Source organism: Streptomyces sp. NPDC026575, from assembly GCF_055567415.1.
In genome coordinates this window covers 49,111-68,385 of sequence record NZ_JBVHQM010000032.1, presented here as the reverse complement: position 1 = coordinate 68,385, position 19,275 = coordinate 49,111, and the positions used below count along the sequence as shown (strand labels likewise).

Genomic DNA, 19,275 nt, shown 5'->3' with positions numbered 1-19,275 from the left:
GCCTCACACCAGACAACTGCCGTCGCGGCACCCGCGTCAGGGTCCCGGCGGCCCACCCGCCCCGTATCGCGTTGCCCGGCGCGGGGCGTGTTGGCCACCATGGGCGCCATGGTTTCCGTTACTCCGCAGCAGACGGCCGACCCCGCAGCGGCCCCCCGCACGATCGACCGGCGCGAGGGCCCGTACGGCGAGGTGGTGCTGCGGCAGCGGGCCAAGGACCCCACCGGACCGGCAGGACCGGAAGGCCCCGCGACCCCGGTGATCTACGAGATCATCGCCAACGGCTGCTTCCTGATGGACACCTCCGACGGCCGGTCCGAACGGCTGCTGATCGACGCCGCGCTGGACGGGCTCCCCGCCGACCGCGAGCGGCCCTCGGTGCTGATCGGCGGCCTGGGCGTCGGCTTCTCCCTGGCCAGGGCCGCCGAGCAGCCGAGATGGGGCCGGATCAGCGTCGTCGAGCGCGAGGAGGCGGTCATCGACTGGCACCGCGACGGCCCGCTGTCGGCCGTCTCGGCGGCCGCACTGGCCGATCCGCGGTGCGCGATCCTGCACACCGACCTCGTCGCCCATCTGCGCCGCGGGACCGGCCCCGAGGCCACCTACGACGCGCTGTGCCTGGACATCGACAACGGCCCCGACTGGACCGTCACCGAGGACAACGACAGCCTCTACTCCCCCACCGGACTCGCCGCCTGCCGCGACCGCCTCACGCCCGGCGGAGTGCTCGCCATATGGTCCGCGCAGCCCTCGCCGGCCTTCGAGGAGGCCCTGCGAAATGCCGGGTTCAGCGAGGTACGTACGGAAGAGATCCCCGTTGTCCGAGGCGTCCCCGACGTGGTCCACCTCGCGCGGAAGGGCGCGTAGCCGACAGTCACACCATGCCCGTACGCTGCTGCCCAGCTAGTACGCGACCACGCAGGGACATGCAGGGGCGGGCGATGGACCAGACTCAGACAACGCAGGGCGGCGCCGCCGCCACGCCGGGCGCCCAGCGCCGGGTACTGGTCGTGGAGGACGACCCGACGATCGTCGACGCCATCGCGGCCCGGCTGCGCGCCGAGGGCTTCCAGGTGCAGACGGCCACGGACGGCCCGGCCGCCGTGGACACCGCCGAGGCATGGCAGCCCGATCTGCTGGTCCTCGATGTGATGCTGCCGGGCTTCGACGGCCTGGAGGTGTGCCGCCGCGTCCAGGCGCAGCGCCCGGTGCCGGTGATGATGCTCACGGCCCGCGACGACGAGACCGACATGCTGGTCGGCCTCGGCGTCGGCGCCGACGACTACATGACCAAGCCGTTCTCGATGCGCGAGCTGGCCGCCCGGGTGCACGTCCTGCTGCGCCGGGTCGAGCGCGCCGCGCTGGCCGCCCACACCCCCCGCAGCGGCATCCTGCGGCTGGGCGAGCTGGAGATCGACCACGCCCAGCGCCGGGTCCGGGTGCGCGGCGCGGACGTCCATCTGACGCCCACCGAGTTCGATCTGCTGGTCTGCCTGGCGAACACGCCGCGCGCGGTGCTCTCCCGTGAGCAGCTGCTGGCCGAGGTGTGGGACTGGGCGGACGCCTCCGGGACCCGTACGGTCGACAGCCACATCAAGGCGCTGCGCCGCAAGATCGGCGCCGAGCGCATCCGCACGGTCCACGGGGTCGGCTACGCGCTGGAGACTCCGGCCGCATGAAGCGGTGGCAGCAGCCCCTGCGCGAGCTGTGGCAGCAGGTCTGGGACGCGCTGCGCCCGCTGGACCCGTACCGCTCCGTCAAGGCGGCGCTCGGTGCGCTGGTCAGCGTTTCGGTGATCATCACCACCCTGCTGGTGTTCGTCGCGATGCACTCGGCCACCGAGCTGCGGGTGATCACGATCTTCTCGATCATCGCCTCGCTGCTGCTCACCCAGTTCGTGGCGAACAGCCTGACCGCCCCGCTGGGCGAGATGACGGACGTCACCCGCTCGATGGCGCACGGCGACTACAGCCGCCGGGTGCGCTCGGCCCGCCGCGACGAGTTCGGCGACCTGGCGAACGCCTTCAACCGGATGGCGGCCGACCTGGAGGCGGTGGACACCCACCGCAAGGAGCTGGTCGCCAACGTCTCGCACGAGCTGCGCACCCCCATCGCCGCGCTGCGCGCCGTCCTGGAGAACGTCGTCGACGGGGTCTGCGAGCCCGATCCGGAGACGATGCGCACGGCGCTGAAGCAGACCGAGCGGCTGGGCCGCCTGGTCGAGCACCTGCTGGACCTGTCCCGGCTGGACAACGGCGTGGTGCCGCTGCACGCCCGGCGCTTCGAGGTCTGGCCGTATCTGTCCGGGGTGCTCAAGGAGGCCAATATGAGCCGCGGCGCCTCCACGCTGTCCGGACTGGCCGGCTCCGGCACCCACACCCGTACGGACGTCCACCTCCACCTCGACGTCTCGCCGCCGGAGCTGACCGCGCACGCCGACGCCGAGCGGCTCCACCAGGTCGTGGCGAATCTCATCGACAACGCGATCAAGCACAGCCCGCGCCACGGCCGGGTCACGGTGCACGCCCGGCGCGGCGAGGGCCCGGAGAGCCTGGAGCTGGAGGTGCAGGACGAGGGGCCCGGCATCCCCGAGTCCGAGCGCTACCGGGTCTTCGAGCGGTTCAACCGCGGCGGCCCGGCCCCCTCGGGTCCCGGCAGCGACGGCGGTACGGGCCTGGGCCTGGCGATCGCCCGCTGGGCGGTGGATCTGCACGGCGGACGCATCGGCGTGGCCGAATCCGCTCGGGGTTGCCGGATCCGGGTCACTCTTCCGGGGCTGGAGTCGGCGCGCAGCTGACGTCCGCGTTGACGTTCGGTGACGTAGGGTCGGTGGTAGGAGCACTCATCCCATGGGTGCGACGGCGGTGAGCCCTACCCGCACACGGGCAAACCTCGTGTGTTTCCCGCCAAGTCATGCCCCGAAACCCCTTCGGGAATGTGACGTGCGCGACGAGTGGCCCTCCCGGACTGCACCAATGGTCACAAGAGGCGTAGCCTTTATTCCCGCTGTCCACCACCTTAGGAAGCGGAAGAGGGCGGTTGCCGCCGTGTCGCTACAGTCCCCCAACAGCTCGAGCATCTCGACCGACCAAGAGGGGCAGGGCAAGAGCCCTGCTGCCGCGTTCGGTCCCAATGAGTGGCTCGTCGACGAGATCTACCAGCAGTACCTCCAGGACCCGAACTCGGTAGACCGAGCCTGGTGGGACTTCTTCGCCGACTACAAGCCGGGCGGCGCCACCGCGCCGAGCAAGCCCGCGGAGGCCGCGGCCCCCGCGCAGGCCGCCCCGGCGCCGTCTGCCCCGGTCACGCCGCCGGTCCCCGCCGCGCAGCCCGCAGCACAGCCGGCCACCCCGGCGAAGCCTGCCGCGAGCGCTCCGGCCCCCGTCAAGCCGGCCCCGGCCAAGGCGGCCCCCGCCAAGGCCGCCGCGAAGCCGGCCGCCAAGCAGGCCGCCGACGGCGAGGCCCCGGCCGCGCCCGAGTACGTCCAGCTGCGCGGCCCGTCGGCCGCCGTCGCGAAGAACATGAACGCCTCCCTGGAGCTGCCGACGGCCACGTCCGTCCGCGCCGTCCCGGTGAAGCTGCTGTTCGACAACCGCATCGTCATCAACAACCACCTCAAGCGCGCCCGGGGCGGGAAGGTCTCCTTCACCCACCTCATCGGGTACGCGATGGTGCAGGCCCTCAAGGCCATGCCGTCGATGAACTACTCCTTCGCGGAGAAGGACGGCAAGCCGACGCTGGTCAAGCCGCCGCACATCAACCTCGGCCTGGCCATCGACCTGGTGAAGCCGAGCGGTGAGCGCCAGCTCGTCGTCGCCGCCATCAAGAAGGCCGAGACGCTCTCGTTCTTCGAGTTCTGGCAGGCCTACGAGGACATCGTCCGCCGGGCCCGCGACAACAAGCTGACGATGGACGACTTCACCGGAGTCACCGCGTCGCTGACGAACCCCGGCGGCATCGGCACCGTCCACTCGGTGCCCCGTCTGATGCCCGGCCAGTCCATGATCATGGGCGTCGGCGCGATGGACTACCCCGCGGAGTTCCAGGGCACCTCCCAGGACGCCCTGAACAAGCTGGGCGTCTCCAAGGTCATGACGCTGACCAGCACCTACGACCACCGGGTGATCCAGGGCGCCGCCTCCGGCGAGTTCCTGCGCGTCATGAGCCAGCTGCTGCTCGGCGAGAACGAGTTCTTCGACGACATCTTCAAGTCGCTGCGGATCCCCTACGAGCCGGTCCGCTGGCTGCGGGACATCGACGCCTCGCACGACGACGACGTCACCAAGGCCGCCCGGGTCTTCGAGCTGATCCACTCCTACCGGGTCCGCGGCCACGTCATGGCCGACACCGACCCGCTGGAGTACCACCAGCGCAAGCACCCCGACCTCGACATCACCGAGCACGGGCTCACCCTGTGGGACCTGGAGCGCGAGTTCGCGGTCGGCGGCTTCTCCGGCCGGTCCATGATGAAGCTGCGCGACATCCTGGGCGTGCTGCGCGACTCGTACTGCCGCACCACCGGCATCGAGTTCATGCACATCCAGGACCCCAAGCAGCGCCAGTGGATCCAGGACCGCGTCGAGCGCTCGCACAAGTCGCCGGAGCGCGACGAGCAGCTGCGCATCCTGCGCCGACTGAACTCCGCCGAGGCGTTCGAGACGTTCCTGCAGACCAAGTACGTCGGCCAGAAGCGCTTCTCGCTGGAGGGCGGCGAGTCCGTCATCCCGCTGCTGGACGCGGTCATCGACTCCGCGGCCGAGTCGCGCCTGGACGAGGTCGTCATCGGCATGGCCCACCGCGGCCGCCTCAACGTCCTCGCCAACATCGTCGGCAAGTCCTACGCGCAGATCTTCCGCGAGTTCGAGGGCAACCTCGACCCGAAGTCGATGCACGGCTCCGGCGACGTGAAGTACCACCTGGGCGCCGAGGGCACCTTCACCGGCCTGGACGGCGAGCAGATCAAGGTCTCGCTCACCGCCAACCCCTCCCACCTGGAGGCCGTGGACCCGGTCGTCGAGGGTGTCGCCCGCGCCAAGCAGGACATCATCAACAAGGGCGGCACGGACTTCACCGTCCTGCCGATCCAGCTGCACGGCGACGCCGCGTTCGCCGGCCAGGGCGTGGTCGCCGAGACGCTGAACATGTCCCAGCTGCGCGGCTACCGCACCGGCGGCACGGTGCACGTAGTGATCAACAACCAGGTCGGCTTCACCGCCGCCCCGGAGTCCTCGCGTTCGTCCATGTACGCCACCGACGTGGCCCGCATGATCGAGGCGCCGATCTTCCACGTCAACGGCGACGACCCCGAGGCCGTCGTCCGCGTCGCCCGGCTGGCCTTCGAGTTCCGCCAGGCGTTCAACAAGGACGTGGTCATCGACCTGATCTGCTACCGCCGCCGCGGTCACAACGAGTCGGACAACCCGGCCTTCACCCAGCCGCTGATGTACGACCTGATCGACAAGAAGCGCTCGGTGCGCAAGCTCTACACCGAGTCCCTCATCGGTCGCGGCGACATCACGCTGGAAGAGGCCGAGCAGGCGCTGCAGGACTTCCAGGGCCAGCTGGAGAAGGTCTTCACCGAGGTCCGCGACGCCACGACGGCCCCGGCCGTCCCCGAGGTGCCGCAGCCCAAGGCCGAGTTCCCGGTCTTCGTGGACACCGCGATCTCCCAGGAGGTCGTCAAGCGGATCGCCGAGTCCCAGGTCAACATCCCCGACCACATCACGGTCCACCCGCGTCTGCTGCCCCAGCTGCAGCGCCGCGCGGCCCAGGTCGAGGACAACACCATCGACTGGGGCATGGGCGAGACCCTCGCCGTCGGCTCGCTGCTGATGGAGGGCACCCCGGTCCGGCTCGCCGGCCAGGACTCCCGCCGCGGCACGTTCGGCCAGCGCCACGCGGTCCTCATCGACCGCGAGACCGGCGAGGACTACACCCCGCTGCTCTACCTCTCCGAGGACCAGGCCCGCTTCAACGTCTACGACTCGCTGCTGAGCGAGTACGCGGCGATGGGCTTCGAGTACGGCTACTCGCTGGCCCGCCCGGAGGCGCTGGTCATGTGGGAGGCCCAGTTCGGTGACTTCGTCAACGGCGCCCAGACGGTCGTCGACGAGTTCATCTCCTCGGCCGAGCAGAAGTGGGGCCAGACCTCCGGCGTCACCCTGCTCCTCCCGCACGGCTACGAGGGCCAGGGCCCGGACCACTCCTCGGCCCGGATCGAGCGCTTCCTGCAGCTGTGCGCGCAGAACAACATGACCGTCGCCATGCCGACGCTCCCCTCCAACTACTTCCACCTGCTGCGCTGGCAGGTGCACAACCCGCACCACAAGCCGCTGGTCGTCTTCACCCCGAAGTCGATGCTGCGTCTGAAGGCCGCGGCGTCGAAGACGGAGGAGTTCACCACGGGCGGCTTCCGCCCCGTCATCGGCGACACCCAGGTCGCCTCCGGCGCGGTGGACGCGAGCGCCGTCCGCAAGGTCGTCTTCTGCTCCGGCAAGGTCTACTACGACCTGGAGGCCGAGCGCGCCAAGCGCGGTGCGAACGACGCTGATGCTGCCGCCACGGCGATTGTCCGCATCGAGCGCCTCTACCCGCTTCCCGGCAAGGAGCTCCAGGCGGAGATCGCCAAGTTCCCGAACGCCGAGAAGTACCTGTGGGCGCAGGAGGAGCCGGCGAACCAGGGTGCCTGGCCGTTCCTCGGCCTCAACCTGATCGACCACCTCGATCTGGCCGTCGGCGCCGACGTCCCGCACGGTGAGCGCCTGCGTCGCATCTCGCGGCCGCACTCCTCGTCCCCGGCCGTCGGCTCCGCCAAGCGCCACCAGGCGGAGCAGGCGCAGCTGGTCGCCGAGGTGTTCGACGCGTAAGCGTCACGGACCGCTGTACGGAACAGGGCCCGTCCCCGCTGCTGCGGGGGCGGGCCCTGCCGTGTGTCCTGCCGTGTCCCCGCTAGACGGGCTGCGGTTCGAAGTCCCAGTACGGGCGGCGACGGCGCCGGGCCGACAGGGTGTGCGGGTGCTCGGCGCCCAGCGTCTCGGAGAGCTGCTGGATCGCCTCCTGCTCCAGCTTCGCCGCCTCCTGGCCGCGGCGGCGCAGTGCGCGCAGGTCCTCGGCCAGCGCCGTCTTCGCGGAGAGGGTCATCGGGTGGGCGTCGCCCAGCGTCGCCTTGGCCCGCTCCAGGGTGTCGCGGCCCAGTTCCACCGCGCCGTCCTCGTCGTCGACCCGGCTGCGGGCGGCGCCGGCGTTCAGCGCGCAGCCCAGCGTCCAGGGGTGGTCGGGGCCCATCGCCCGGGTCATGCCGTGCAGCGCCCGTTCGGCGATGTCCAGCGCCTCCGCCGTCTCCCCGAACTCCGCGCGGACCAGGCCGACGTTCCCGAGGGTGCCGACGGTGTACGGATGCCGCTCGCCGGCCAGCGCCTGATAGCGCTCGGCGACCTCCTCGGCCAGGTCCCGGGCCTGGCCGAGGTCGCCGTGCTCGCGCAGGAACGTGGCGTGGTCGGCGCGGACCATCAGCGTCTCGGGGTGGCGCGGGCCCTGCACCCGGCGGGAGCGTTCGACGAGGTCGGCCAGCAGGGCGCCGGCCCGGGCCACCTCGCCGGTGCGCCGCAGGCACAGCGCGAGGTTGTGCTCGGCGCGCAGGGTCTGCGGGGTGTGCGCGCCCATCACCTGCAGATGCAGCCGGGCGTTGAGCTCCTGACTGGAGGTGGCGTCGCGGTAGCGGCCCAGCAGGCGCAGCGTGCGGGCGTACGCGGTGCCGGCGTTGAGGGTGAGGTGGTGGCGTGCGCGCAGCTCGCGTTCCCGGAAGGCGAGCACCTCGCGGTGGGTGACCAGGGCCTCTTCGTAGCGGCCGAGCAGCGCGAGGACGGTTCCGAGGTTGTGCCGCGAGGAGAGGGTGCGGGGTGCCTCGGGGCCGAGCAGCGCGGCGTAGGCCCGCCAGACGGCTTCGAAGAGCTCGTGGGCCTGCTCGTACGAGCCCAGCGCGATCAGCGTGCCGGCGAGGCCGTCCTGGGCGCGCAGCAGGTCGGCGTCGGAGGCGTCCCGCTCGGCGGCGAGCTGGTCGACGACGGCGCCGCCGACCGCCTCGGCCTCGCGGTAGCGGCCGAGCCGGCGCAGCATGTTGGCGTGCTGGTGGGTGAGCACGAGCATGGTGCGCTGGGTGGGTTCGAGGCGGGTGCGCCAGCGGGACATGAACTGCTCGCACAGCCGCAGGCCGATGCGGTACTCGCCGCGGACCCGTAGGTACTCGACGCAGTTGAGCAGCAGTTGCTGGACGGCCGCATCGGGGCTGTCGAGGACGCCGGCCGGCTCCAGATGCGGGATGAGTTCGGCGTAGCGCTCCCAGTAGCGGGTGTCGGCGGGGTTCTGCGGGTCGGCGGTGACCAGCACCCGGCAGGCGGTGGCCGCCATCAGGTCGCGCTCGTCCTCGGTCATGTCGCTGCGCAGGAACCGGTGGTAGAGCCGGTGCATCTGCGCGGTCTCCACGGCCGGGTCGGAGTCCTGGGAGACCTGGTAGTCCAGGCGTACGGCGGTGGACTCGGTCAGCCGGCGCAGCGCGGTGTTCCAGCTGATCGGCTCGGCGGCCAGATCGGCGAGGTGCTCGGGCAGATCGCCGCGGCGGGCCCTGGCGAGCATCGGGACCGGGATGGCGTCCGGGGCGAAGAAGGCGAACAGCTTGAGGAGTTCGACCGCCGCGGGGCTGCGCTCGCGCAGGGTGTTGAGAGTTATGGCCCAGCTCGTCTGGAAGGCCATGGGGTAGTCGGAGGAGATCCGGATGCCGACGAGGCTGGGCTCGCCGCGCCGGATCAGTTCGATGTACTCCTTGGGGGACATCGGGTTGGCGTCGAGCCAGGCGGCGGTCTGGGCCAGCAGCAGCGGCAGGTCCTGGACGGACTCGGCGAGCATATCGGCCTCGACCGGCGTGAGCCGGGGTGCCCGACGCCGGGCGTAGGCGACGGACTCGACCCGGTTGAAGGGCAGCACCTCGATCTCCTGGGCGCTGCCGGACCCCGACCAGTCGCGGGTGAGGGTGGTGATCAGGACATGGCCGCGGCCGTCGGGGATCAGGTCCTCGATCTGCTCCATGTCGTCGGCGCTGTCGAAGATCAGCAGCCACCGGCGGTAGGGGCGGCCGACGCGCAGCGCTTCGTGGACGGCGCGGATGCGGTCGCCCAGCTCCCGGCCGACCGGCAGGCCGAGCCGGGTGGCGAGTTCGGCGAGCTGCTCGCGGGCGGCGCCGCGGTTGGTGGCGCTGATCCACCACACCACGTCGTAGTCGTTGCCGAAGCGGTGGGCGTACTCGGCGGCGATCTGGCTCTTGCCGACGCCGGAGGTGCCGTAGAGCGCGATCCGGGTCTCCAGCGGCGGGGCCGAGCCCACCCCGGGGCCGGCGAGCCTGCCGTGCAGCTCTTCGAAGACGTGGTCGCGGCCGGTGAAGCGGTTGTTGCGGCGGGGGATGTTCCAGACCTCGGGCGGGTTGTTCGGGAAGCGGGGCTCGCCGGGGGCCTCCTCGTCCGGGGTCCGGGCCGGGGCGGCGATGCCCAGCCGGTGCAGCACCCGGCGGTGGGCCTCGCGGGCGTCCAGGTCGCGCAGGTCGGCGGGGCGCAGCAGGGAGGCCGTGGCCGGCAGGCTCTGCGTGGCCACGCTCACCGCGGCGAACCGGTCGGCGTGCGGGGGCACCACCTCCCGCAGTGCGGCCGTCCACTCCTCCTGCGTCTTGGGGCCCAGCCGGAAGTACCAGTCGTCGAGCACGATCAGCAGCCGGCCCTCGGCCTCCAGCAGCCCCGACAGCTCGGCGGCCAGCGCCGTGTCCACCTGGGGGTCCCAGCGGAGCAGGGTCGTGCCGTGGCCCTGCTGCTCCAGCTGGTGGGAGATCCACGCGGCCCAGGGCCGGGCGAAGCCCGCATAGCTGATGGTGATGTGCTCGCGGGAGCCGGCCGGGCCGGGCCGGCCAGAAGTGCCGGCGGAACCAGAAGAACCAGAAGAAATGGACTGATCGACCATGCGACCGTCTCCCTGAGATGCGATGGTGCGCGCGTGCGGAGGCTGGGGCGTGCCCTGGTTCTTTCGCACGATAGCCCAAGTATCGCTCCAGATGACGACAGTGCGTCAGGTCATGTCCGTGGCACGGCAGTTGGGTGAGACGGCGGCGTCCAGGCGGGCGGCGATATGCCGTATCAGCCGTTCCAGGTCGGCGCAGTAGACGGACGGGTTGGCGAATCCGCCGGCGTCCGCGCGGTAGCGGTGGGCGTAGTTGCCGCCGCCGCAGACCTCCACCAGGGCGCAGGCCCGGCACTGGGCGGCGAGCCCGTCCCGGCCGCGCTGGCGGGCGGCCATGCCGGGGTGCGCCAGGGCCTGGTCGAAGGTGTGGTGGAAGACGTCGAGGCCGGTCGCGGCGGCGCCCTCGTAGGTGGACTTGAGCGAGTCGACCTGCTCGATGGCGCCGTCGGTGTCGACGACCAGGGCGACGACCGGTGAGAGACCGACCGCCTCGCTGGAGCTGGGGCGGCCCAGGAGCAGGCCCAGGATCTCGGTGAACACCCGCACCCGGGGTCCGGGCCCGCCGTCCCACCACAGGTCGAAGACCGTGCACAGCCAGTCGCCGTACGGGGTGCGGCCGGCGGGGCCCAGGGGGCCGGGCCGGGGGCCGCTCCCCGCAGTGGCCGGGGGAGGGCTGGTCCAGTTGGCGTGCGGCAGCAGGAAGTCGAGCATCGGCGGGTCCAGTGCCCGCAGCGAGCCGTAGACCTCGGCCGGGTCGGCGGTGATGTCGATGGTGCACAGGATGCCGGCGAAGGCGTCGGGCCGGTCGTTGAGCAGCCCCACGGCCCGGGAGACCGCGGGCCAGGAGGGCCGTCCGGCGTGGTCGAGGCGGCGGCGGTTGAGGCCGGGGGTGCCGCCGTCGAGGCTGAGGCCGAGCCGGAAGCCCGCGGCGCCGAGCGTGTCGACGGTCTTACGGGTGAGCAGGGTGCCGTTGGTCTGCACGCCGAACTCGGCGGTGCAGCCGGCGGGCAGCACGGCGCGCAGGGCGGCGGCCTGGGCCAGGAGCGGGCCGGGACCGGTGAGCAGCGGCTCCCCGCCGTGCAGATCGATGCGCACCTCGCGCAGCCGGTGGGTGCGGGCGTGCTCGGCGATGCGCAGGGCGGTCTGCCGGACGGTGGCGTCGGCGACGGTCGGGGGGCGCTCGCGCCAGCTGTGGTCGGGGCCGGTGTAGAGGTAGCAGTAGGTGCAGGCGAGGTTGCAGCGGCTGTGGACCTTCAGGACGAACTGCCGGAAGGGCACGGCAGCGCTCCGGCCGGTCTGCTCCCCCGCCACGGCGTCGCCCCCCTGCCCCCGTCAGCCTTCGCCGAGGTGCGGTCGGCGGTCTCCGATCGCCCGCTTCGGCCCGTTGTCCGGTTACTCGGCTCCGTCTGGTTACTTGGCTCCGCCATCGATCAAAGAATCGAAAGACGCCGACAACTGGCCGGTTTCCTTGCGCGTTTGCCCAAAAACCCGCTGCCCCACGTCGGAACGGCGCGGGGATCCACTCGGCCCGTCACCGCAGGAGCGCGCCCGGTCCGTCCTCGTAGTAGGCCACGGCGTCCTTGCCCGTGGGCCAGTTGCGCAGCAGCAGCGCCGCCACGTCCCCCAGCACCGCATGGTCCGTCCGGACCGCCAGGGCGCCCACGTCGACCCCGGAGAAATCCGGCAGCGGCTCGGCCGACGGCTCGAACGGGGCGGCCGCAGCCGGTTCGGTGCGGGGGGTAGTCGCCACGCTGCTCTCCTCAGGCCGGCTGGACGGTGGTGTTCCCGAACTGCTGTCCACAGAAACACGTCGGACGGTGGACGGCCAGACGGCCGGCCGGGGTGGCCCCACCGGGCGCTCAGGCGGGGTCGGCGAGGGCACGCATCCGGGCGCGGGTGCGCTGGGCCTCGGGGCCGGTGGACTCGGCGGCGCGCTGCCACTGCTCCCAGCTCTCGCGGTAGGCGTGCAGCGCGGAGCGGGGGCCCGCCGTGACCTCCAGGACCTCGCCACGGCGGTGGTGGGCGCGGGCGGCCAGCAGGGCGCTGCCGGCCCGGCCGGCGGCCGCGGCGGCGCGACGGTAGCACGCCGCGGCCCGGTCGTGCCGTTCCCGGGAGTCGAAGCGGCGGTCCAACAGCAGCTGGACATCGCCCACTTCGAGCCATGCCTCGGCGCAGACCGCGTCCGGCACGTCCGCGCCCCGGGCGGCCAGCTCCAGGATCCAGTCGGCCTCGTGCAGATCGGCGAGCGAGGGCTGGCGTTCGTAGCGCAGCCGCAGGGCGCGGCCGAACAGCAGCCGGTGGCTGCCGAGGTCGGGGTCCTGGGGCGCGACCCTGGCCAGCGCCTCGCGCAGTACATGGACCGCCTCGTTGGCCAGCCGCTTGCCCGGCTCGTCGGAGGGCTCCAGGCGGGCGCGCAGCAGCAGCGCCGCGCCGCGTTCGGCGAGCAGCGCGCTGTGCTCGGGCGAGTCGGGAGCGGTCAGACGGAGCGCGGCCGCCAGCGCGGCGATCGCGGAGTCCAGGGCGGCCGGCGCGCCGGTTCGGGTGTGGACGGCCCGCTGGGCGGCGGCCGTCCGGCGCAGGCTGTCGGCCTCCAGGGCCTCGTCGCCCAGTGCGTGGGCCATCTCGCGGGCGCGTTCGAGGGTGGGCAGCACGGACGGCAGGCCCGCGCGACCGTTCATCTGGCGCGCCGCCGCCAGATCGAGCAGGGTCTCGCAGACCAGCCGGTCGGCCCCGTCGCCGCGGCGGCGGAGCAGGACGGTGGCGGTGTCGAGGTCGTCGGCGGCGCGAACGGCGAGCGCGTCGGCGGGGCGGGCCCCGTCGGGGTCGCCGGCGGCCCGGCGGGCCTGGTCGAGCAGCACCCCGCCGCGGGCGGCGTAGACCTCGCCGGGGACCTGCTCGCCGCTGGGCCACTGGTCCAGCAGCGTGGTCAGGGAGCGTTCCGCCTCGTCGAGGGGGTCGCCGGACGACGGCTCCGCCGCGTCCACCGGGGTTCCGGGGACCTCGGGCAGGGCGGCCAGGCGGCGCAGGACTTCGGTGCGCAGCACCATGCTCTCCAGGACGCGGGGGTCGAGCAGGCTCATCAGCCCGCAGGCGGTGTGCAGTCGGCGGGCGGCGTCGGTGAGCGCGGTGCGCTCCCCGTCCGGGTCGTCGGCCAGGCGGCGTTCCCGGGCGCGGGCGTGGGCGACCCGGCCGAGCACGATCAGCGCCCGGGTGCGCTCGGCCTCCCCGGCGTCGTCGCCGTCGCCCGCCCCTTCCGCCGCCCGGGCCACCCGCTCGGCCTCCTCCAGGGCGTCCGGCTGACGCCACTTAGCCCAGGCGTGCAGCAGGGCGCGGGCGAGGTCGGTGCCGGCCTGCGGCCGGCGTTCGGCGGCGGCGCGCAGCAGGCGGACGGCCTCGACCAGATCGCGGACGGCGCGGTCGTGTTCGTAGCGCTCCAGGAGGGCCGCGCCTTCCGCGGCCGGGCCGTCGGGGACGTACGGCCGCCGGTCGGGCGGGCGCAGCGCGGGTTCGAAGCGGCGCAGTACGCGTTCGGAGACCCGGGCGAAGGGTTCGGGCACGGCCCGTTGGCCGGTCTCCGGCTCGCGGCCGCTGCCGGAGAGCATGGCGACCGCCACGGCCGGGAAGTTGCGGGCGCTGCGGCCGAAGGTGCGCTCGATGTAGAGCGAGCAGTGCTTGAGGACCAGGGCGGCCTCGCCCGCGCTGAGCCGGCGGAGCAGCTCGTCGCGCACGCCCGGCACGAAGTCGTACCACGGGCCGCCGGCGGCCTGCTCCCCCGACGGCAGCTGCTCCGGGGCGAGTTGTGCCACCAGGCCGCTGAGCAGCACCTCCGCCAGCTCCGCCGGTCCGGTCTGCGGCAGCATCGCACGCTGGACGAGCTGGATGACGGGCAGCGCCAGCGGCACGGCCGAGAGGTGGACGGCCAGCAGCCGGGCGGCGGGCGATGCCTGCCGTTCGAACGCGCCGACCATACGGGAGGGCGCGTCCGGCTCGGGCGCCGGCGGCGGTCCGGCCGGGGGCTCGGCGCCGTGGTCGGCGCGGACGACGCAGGCCGCGCCGCGCAGCGACAGACCGGCGTCGGCGGCGGCGAGCCGGGCCCAGGAGCCGAGGGCGGAGGGGGTGGCGGACAGGACGGGGACGGCGCGTTCGCGGGGCACCGCGGACGGTGCGCCCGGTGCGGCGGCGGGCCGTCGGCGCCGTCGGGCGGGGGTGAAGTCGAGGGCCTGGTAGGGGCCTTGGCGGCGGACGAGGGTCCCGGCGACGGCGGGCAGCAGCGTCCGCGCCCACATCCGCTGGGGCAGCGGCTGGACGACGGCGAGCGGGGCGTCGGCCGCCCAGCGGTAGAGCAGCCGCTGCATCCGGCCGTCGCGCCACAGGGGGCCGGCGCAGTCGCTGAGGACGAGGGTGAGGTGGTGGCCCGTGGGGTCGTGCAGCTGGTCGGCGGGGCGCAGCCGCCGGCCGGGGCCGGGGGCCGTGGCGACGCCCACGTCCGGGCCGTGCGGGTGGAGGTAGTGCACCGTGACGTCCCGGAAGGCGCCGACCCGCTCGCAGACCTGGCGCAGGTCGTGCAGCATCTGCTCCCAGACGGCCATCGAGGAGGAGCCGTCCATCAGCAGCCGCAGGGCGGCCGTGCGGCGGTGCACCCCGCGCAGCACCGGGATGATCATTTCGGCGTGGGCGGAGAGCTCGGCGGTGGCGGGCTCGTCGAGCCTGCTGCGCAGGGGGGCGGCCGGCGGGCGGTAGCGCTGGACGGGCCGCAGTGCGCGCTGGAGCGGCAGCAGCCCGGGGAAGGCGGAGGCGATCGGGACGGCGACCTCGCCGAGGCGCCGGCGGTCCGGGTCCGGCGGGCTCCCCCACTGCCCCAGGGGCGCGGCGGGCTCCCCCGTGTCCTGAGGGGGCCGCAGCTCCGCGACGCGCTGCCGGGCGCGGGCTCGGCGCGCGTCCCCGGTCGGGAGACCGTCCGCCGGCGAGGGCGCGCCGCCGTCCGGCGGATGGTGTGCCGATCCGGCCTGTCCCACCCGGAAAGTGGCCGGATCTATGCGGTCGCTGCGACCGGCGCCGGCGTCGCTCCGGGCCTGGGCCGACGCCTCGTCCGGGGTGATCCACTGGGCGAGCCAGAGCGCGTCGGCCATCTGGCGGGCATCGGCCGGCAGCCCCGCCGCGGTCAGCCGGGCGACGAGCTCGTCGAGGGGACCTGGGCCGGGCTCCCCGAGGGGCACCGCACTCACCTCGTCCGATCGAGAGGCCGCATCAGCTCCGCCGTCAGGCGCCGTCGGGTCTCCTCCTCGTCCTGGTCCGTCCAGCCGGCCTGCTGTGTGAGGTGGATGGCGTTGAAGAGCTGGTCGACGGCGCGGACGTCGCCGGGCTCGCGGTCCAGGAAGCGGTCGATCACCGCTTCGTAGCGCTCGGCGGCGCCCTCGCCGAAGTGGGCCCGCACCATGGCGGCGAGCCGCTCCTTGTCGGGGACCGGGATGTGGAGGTGGATGCAGCGGCGCAACAGGGGTGCGGGGAAGTCCCGTTCGCCGTTGCTGGTGAGGACGATGAACGGGAAGGCGCGGCAGCGCACCCGGCCGCCGCGCACCGTCACCCGCGCGCCGTCGTCGCTGAGCACCTGCACCTCGGGGGCGGATCCGGCCAGCCGCTCCAGCTCCGGGATCCTGAACTCCCCTTCCTCCAGGACGTTCAGGAGGTCGTTGGGCAGATCGATATCGCTCTTGTCGAGCTCGTCGACGAGCAGGACGCGGGGCCGGTCGGCGGGCAGCAGGGCCGTGCCCAGCGGGCCGAGGCGGATATAGCGGCCGATGCCGCCGCCCGGCTCGTCATCGACGGCAGCCGACAACGCCTCCGGCTCGGCCAAGGTCTGTCGGGCTATCTGGAGGTCCTGCAGGCGGCCGATGGCGTCGTAGTCGTACAGGCCGTCGCGGAGCGTGCTGCGGCTGACCACCGGCCAGCCGAGCACCCGGCCGAGGCCGAGTTCGTAGGCGACCGAATGGGCCAGGGTGCTCTTGCCGCTGCCCGGGGCGCCGGTCACCAGCAGCGGTCTGCGCAGATAGAGCGCGGCGTTGACCAGCTCGCGCTCGGTCTCGCCGGGGCGGTGGTGGCTGGCCTCCCGATGCTGTACGCCCAGCCTGCGCTCGGAGGCGGGATCGAGGGGCGCGGGCGGCGCCACCGGAGGGCCGCCGTCGAAATCACGCCAGGGGGGTGGCGGCGGAAGGTGCTCAATTCCGTCGTGCGGTGCCCCCGCGCCACGGTAGATGAGCCAGTCGCTCACGTCGGAACTCCTCGTCGCCGGCCCGGCATCGGTCAGGAGCGGGAGTCAGGGAGGACCGCCGGAGACGTCGGCATCCGCCCCGGCCTTACCCCGCGTCCGCCACGCACACTCACGCCATCACGTCTTCACGAACAAGTCTTCCACGACGCTATGACAGTACCCATCCGTACGGAAGCGCACGGGGCGGTTTCCGGTCTCACGCTGGCGCGTCGGGGGGCGCCAAGTGCCACGCACAGGGCGGGACTTGCGGCCACCGCCGCCGGCCGGGCCGACGCGCGACGACGCGAGCGGGGGCGCCGGGGGCGGACGCCGGGCGCATGCGCGGCGCACACGCCGCACGGAGCGCCGCGGCGCGGCTCGGGGCGGCTCCGGGCGGCTCGGCGCGGCGCGGCACCGGCTCATCGCGGCGACGTCTGGGGCCGGTCGGTGAACAGCTGCGGTATCGGGTCCTCCGGATCGTCGTAGAGGAGCACCAGGTCGCGGGCCCAGTGCGCGCCCTCCTCGGCGGCCTCCGCGGCCTTCGCGCGCAGCTGCCGCACCAGCTCGGGAAGACGCGCCACACCGCCCGACCCCTGGAGCAACTCCCGTACCCCGCGGTGGAATTCCTCGCAGGAGGCATCGCAGTCCCGCTCCTGCCCGTGGCCGCGGGCCGGCCACAGACCGGCCGGGAAGCCGGTGTCCAGGGCGACGCCGACCGCGTCCCGTCCGAACCCGTCGGCGACCGTGTGGCACAGCGCGGGCAGCGTGCCGTCGTCCGCGGTCTCCAGCAGCCGCCAGACCGCCTCGGCGGAGCCGGCACCGGGGCGCGCGCCGGCGCCCGTGGGCGGTGGGATGCGCAGCGCCCGCAGTTCGGGGGCGGCGGTGAGGCCCTGCCAGCGGCGCAGCCAGGCCGGGTCGACCTGCTCGCGCCGCCCCTGGTCGCGCAGGACGACGGCGCGCCCGGGGCCGACCGGCCGCAGCCGGGCGGTGCGCCGGGTGGAGGCGGCGACCTCCCACTGGCCGGCGGCGGTGTGCCAGCGCCCCTCGGGGACGGCGACCTCCAGGCGTACGCGGGCGCCCGGTCCGGCGTCGCCGTCGGCGCGCAGCAGCCGCCCGCCGAGCCGGCGCAGCACCTGCTCCCGGGCCTGCTCGAAGGGCACGCCGCCGGCCGACTCCTGTACGTCCACGCGCAGCCACTGCCCCTGGCCGTAGCCCTCGCTGACCGACCAGTTGTACAGCTCGCGGCCGCCCTCGTCGTAGAAGAGCGGCTCGAACTCGACGAGTACGGAGCGCGGGCGACGGCGCACCGGCCCGATCCGCCGGCGGTCCTGCGGCCGCAGCACCACCGCCTTGGCCTGGACGAACTCCGCGAGCCTGGCGGCCTCTTCGCCTACCGCGGCGGCCTGCTCGCCCGGCACCTCGCGCACCTCGTCGGCGGTCAGCTGGGCCACGATCCGCAGATAGTGCACGAAGGCGCGCAGCTCCGTGTACGGGTCGCTGCCCTGGTAGAGCGCGCCGTGGCCGTCCCGCCAGGTGCGCAGCGACCAGGCACCGGGCCGCTCGCCGCGCTCCAGCACCTCGCCGACCGCGGCCTCCACGACCAGCGGGTCGCGCGGTGCGGGCAGCCGGGCGAGCAGGTCCAGCGCCTGGAGCCGCTCCTGCACGCCCCACAGCCGGCCGCGGCCCGCCATGATCGCGTGCTGGGCGTCGAACCAGGTGGGCCCCGCGCCGGCCCGGCCGAGGTCCTGGCCGGCCCAGTGCCAGCGGTCATGCAGGCCCATCAGCGCGTGGTACGGGTCGGGGCCCAGGCCCTCGGCGCCCGGGGCCAGATGCTCGGGGCCCAGTCCGCGCAGGGCGGTGACCGGCACCGCGAGCCCGACGTGGTCGTGCTGATGGCGGCCCTTGACGATGCCGACGACCTCGCCGCGGTCGCAGTCGAGCAGCGGCCCGCCGGAGGCCCCGGGGGTGACCCGGACGTCGCTGCCGAACTGCAGGCCCCGGGCGTCGCGGGCGCCGAAGCGGACGGCGATGAAGGGGTCCACGGAGCCGGCCGCGGCGGGGGCGCCCCGGGGGCCGGCCGCCGCGTCGGCGCCGGGCCCGCCGCCCGACTCGCGTACTACGCGTTCGCCGGACGGGACCGGGCCCGACGGCTCGTGCCCGCGGAAGATGTACGCGTCCTCCAGGAGCGTCGCCGGCTGATCGCTCAACCAGGCGCAGGGGTGCTCGGCCTCGCCCTCCAGGAGCCGGACCAGGGCGAGGTCGGCGCGGGCCGCGGCGGGTCCGGCCGCCGGGTCGGGCCGGTTCATGTCGTACACCAGGCGCGCGGGCGCCACCCGGCCGCCGAACGCGACGCCGAAGACGCCGTCCGGCCCCGTCTCGCGGCGCCGGCCGTCGTCGGAAGTGAGCACATGCGCGCAGGTCAGCACCCATCCCGGCGCGATCAGCACCCCGCTGCCCCACAGCCGGGCCGCGCTCGCGCCGGGCGCGGCGCGCAGCCCGACGGTGGTGCGTCCGGCGTGGTCGAGGAGTGCTGTGTAACGGGCGCGGTCACCGCGGCCGGGGGCCGGCGGCTCGGGGGGCGCCATCAGCGGCCCGAATCGTCCGGCTCCCGGCGGTCGGCCGCCTGCGTTCGGTGCCGCTGCCGCGATGACGGCGCTCCGCCGTCGTGCCGCCAGGTGAGGGTGACGGAGAGGTTGGTCTTGGCCTCGCCGTCCGCGAGCAGGGCGACGGCCTTGCCGGGCTTGGCCGACAGCTCCACGCCGAAGGTCACGCTGGTCTCGTCCGGCGCGACCCGCTCGGCGGCCTGGCGGACGCTGCTCGCGACCCCGCCGATCACCTCGCGCAGCCCCTCGACCCGGGCGCCGAGCGCGTCCCAGGCGCCGACGTCCTCGAAGTCCTCGTCCACGGCGTCGTCCAGACCGTCGAGCCCCGGTTCGTCCAGCCGGGAGACCCGGGCCCAGACCTCCGTGCCGTCGGGCAGTTCGATGCGCTGTGCGCGATCTTGCATCACGGCCTCCTGCTCCCCCTGGACG

Annotated in this window: 11 protein-coding genes; 4 read left to right on the top strand and 7 right to left on the bottom strand. The window is 73.9% G+C overall.

Annotated features, from left to right (window positions below; genetic code table 11):
• Window positions 1-108: 108 nt before the first annotated feature.
• The 4 genes from ACZ4NB_RS32825 (at window position 109) to ACZ4NB_RS32810 (ending at window position 6,866) form a co-directional block, all read left to right on the top strand.
• The gene (locus ACZ4NB_RS32825; protein WP_467666680.1) at window positions 109-867 is read left to right on the top strand and encodes a spermidine synthase family protein; all 759 of its coding nucleotides are present in this window, start codon (window positions 109-111) and stop codon (window positions 865-867) included.
• Between the two features lie 74 nt (window positions 868-941).
• Window positions 942-1,679: a response regulator transcription factor gene (locus tag ACZ4NB_RS32820; protein WP_399149532.1), complete on the top strand. Its 738-nt coding sequence runs from the start codon at window positions 942-944 to the stop codon at window positions 1,677-1,679.
• Window positions 1,676-2,797: a sensor histidine kinase gene (locus ACZ4NB_RS32815; RefSeq protein ID WP_467666679.1), complete on the top strand. Its 1,122-nt coding sequence runs from the start codon at window positions 1,676-1,678 to the stop codon at window positions 2,795-2,797. Before ACZ4NB_RS32820 ends, ACZ4NB_RS32815 begins: the two co-directional genes overlap by 4 nt.
• A 250-nt stretch (window positions 2,798-3,047) precedes the next feature.
• Window positions 3,048-6,866 (top strand): multifunctional oxoglutarate decarboxylase/oxoglutarate dehydrogenase thiamine pyrophosphate-binding subunit/dihydrolipoyllysine-residue succinyltransferase subunit, encoded by a 3,819-nt coding sequence (locus ACZ4NB_RS32810; protein WP_467666678.1) that lies wholly within the window; start codon window positions 3,048-3,050, stop codon window positions 6,864-6,866.
• 82 nt (window positions 6,867-6,948) lie between these two features.
• Here the strand turns inward: ACZ4NB_RS32810 and fxsT are convergent, their stop codons facing one another.
• The 7 genes from fxsT to ACZ4NB_RS32775 all read right to left on the bottom strand — a co-directional run bounded on the left by fxsT (window position 6,949) and on the right by ACZ4NB_RS32775 (window position 19,250).
• A complete protein-coding gene (gene fxsT / locus ACZ4NB_RS32805; RefSeq protein WP_467666677.1) occupies window positions 6,949-9,999 on the bottom strand; it encodes an FxSxx-COOH system tetratricopeptide repeat protein in 3,051 nt (1,016 codons plus the stop codon).
• Between the two features lie 105 nt (window positions 10,000-10,104).
• The gene (locus ACZ4NB_RS32800) at window positions 10,105-11,307 is read right to left on the bottom strand and encodes an FxsB family cyclophane-forming radical SAM/SPASM peptide maturase (protein ID WP_467666676.1); all 1,203 of its coding nucleotides are present in this window, start codon (window positions 11,305-11,307) and stop codon (window positions 10,105-10,107) included.
• 220 nt (window positions 11,308-11,527) lie between these two features.
• Window positions 11,528-11,746 (bottom strand): YxD-tail cyclophane-containing RiPP peptide, encoded by a 219-nt coding sequence (locus tag ACZ4NB_RS32795; RefSeq protein ID WP_467666675.1) that lies wholly within the window; start codon window positions 11,744-11,746, stop codon window positions 11,528-11,530.
• A 109-nt stretch (window positions 11,747-11,855) separates the two neighbouring features.
• A complete protein-coding gene (locus tag ACZ4NB_RS32790) occupies window positions 11,856-15,212 on the bottom strand; it encodes an SAV_2336 N-terminal domain-related protein (RefSeq protein WP_467666674.1) in 3,357 nt (1,118 codons plus the stop codon).
• Between the two features lie 5 nt (window positions 15,213-15,217).
• Window positions 15,218-16,264: an AAA family ATPase gene (locus tag ACZ4NB_RS32785; protein WP_467666673.1), complete on the bottom strand. Its 1,047-nt coding sequence runs from the start codon at window positions 16,262-16,264 to the stop codon at window positions 15,218-15,220.
• Window positions 16,265-16,662: 398 nt separating this feature from the next.
• Window positions 16,663-18,828, bottom strand: coding sequence for a VMAP-C domain-containing protein (locus ACZ4NB_RS32780; RefSeq protein ID WP_467666672.1), 2,166 nt, complete (start codon window positions 18,826-18,828; stop codon window positions 16,663-16,665).
• Window positions 18,828-19,250 carry a CU044_2847 family protein gene (locus tag ACZ4NB_RS32775; protein ID WP_467666671.1) on the bottom strand — a complete coding sequence of 141 codons (423 nt, stop codon included), beginning with the start codon at window positions 19,248-19,250 and terminating at the stop codon, window positions 18,828-18,830. Before ACZ4NB_RS32775 ends, ACZ4NB_RS32780 begins: the two co-directional genes overlap by 1 nt.
• Between the last annotated feature and the right edge of the window lie 25 nt (window positions 19,251-19,275).

What these genes read in the sequence shown, in the direction of transcription:
- ACZ4NB_RS32780 (WP_467666672.1), bottom strand. Translation starts at nt 18,828, where the DNA reads ATGGCGCCCCCCGAGCCGCCGGCCCCCGGCCGCGGTGACCGCGCCCGT.
- ACZ4NB_RS32825 (WP_467666680.1), top strand. Translation starts at nt 109, where the DNA reads ATGGTTTCCGTTACTCCGCAGCAGACGGCCGACCCCGCAGCGGCCCCC.
- ACZ4NB_RS32820 (WP_399149532.1), top strand. Translation starts at nt 942, where the DNA reads ATGGACCAGACTCAGACAACGCAGGGCGGCGCCGCCGCCACGCCGGGC.
- fxsT (WP_467666677.1), bottom strand. Translation starts at nt 9,999, where the DNA reads ATGGTCGATCAGTCCATTTCTTCTGGTTCTTCTGGTTCCGCCGGCACT.
- ACZ4NB_RS32815 (WP_467666679.1), top strand. Translation starts at nt 1,676, where the DNA reads ATGAAGCGGTGGCAGCAGCCCCTGCGCGAGCTGTGGCAGCAGGTCTGG.
- ACZ4NB_RS32775 (WP_467666671.1), bottom strand. Translation starts at nt 19,250, where the DNA reads ATGCAAGATCGCGCACAGCGCATCGAACTGCCCGACGGCACGGAGGTC.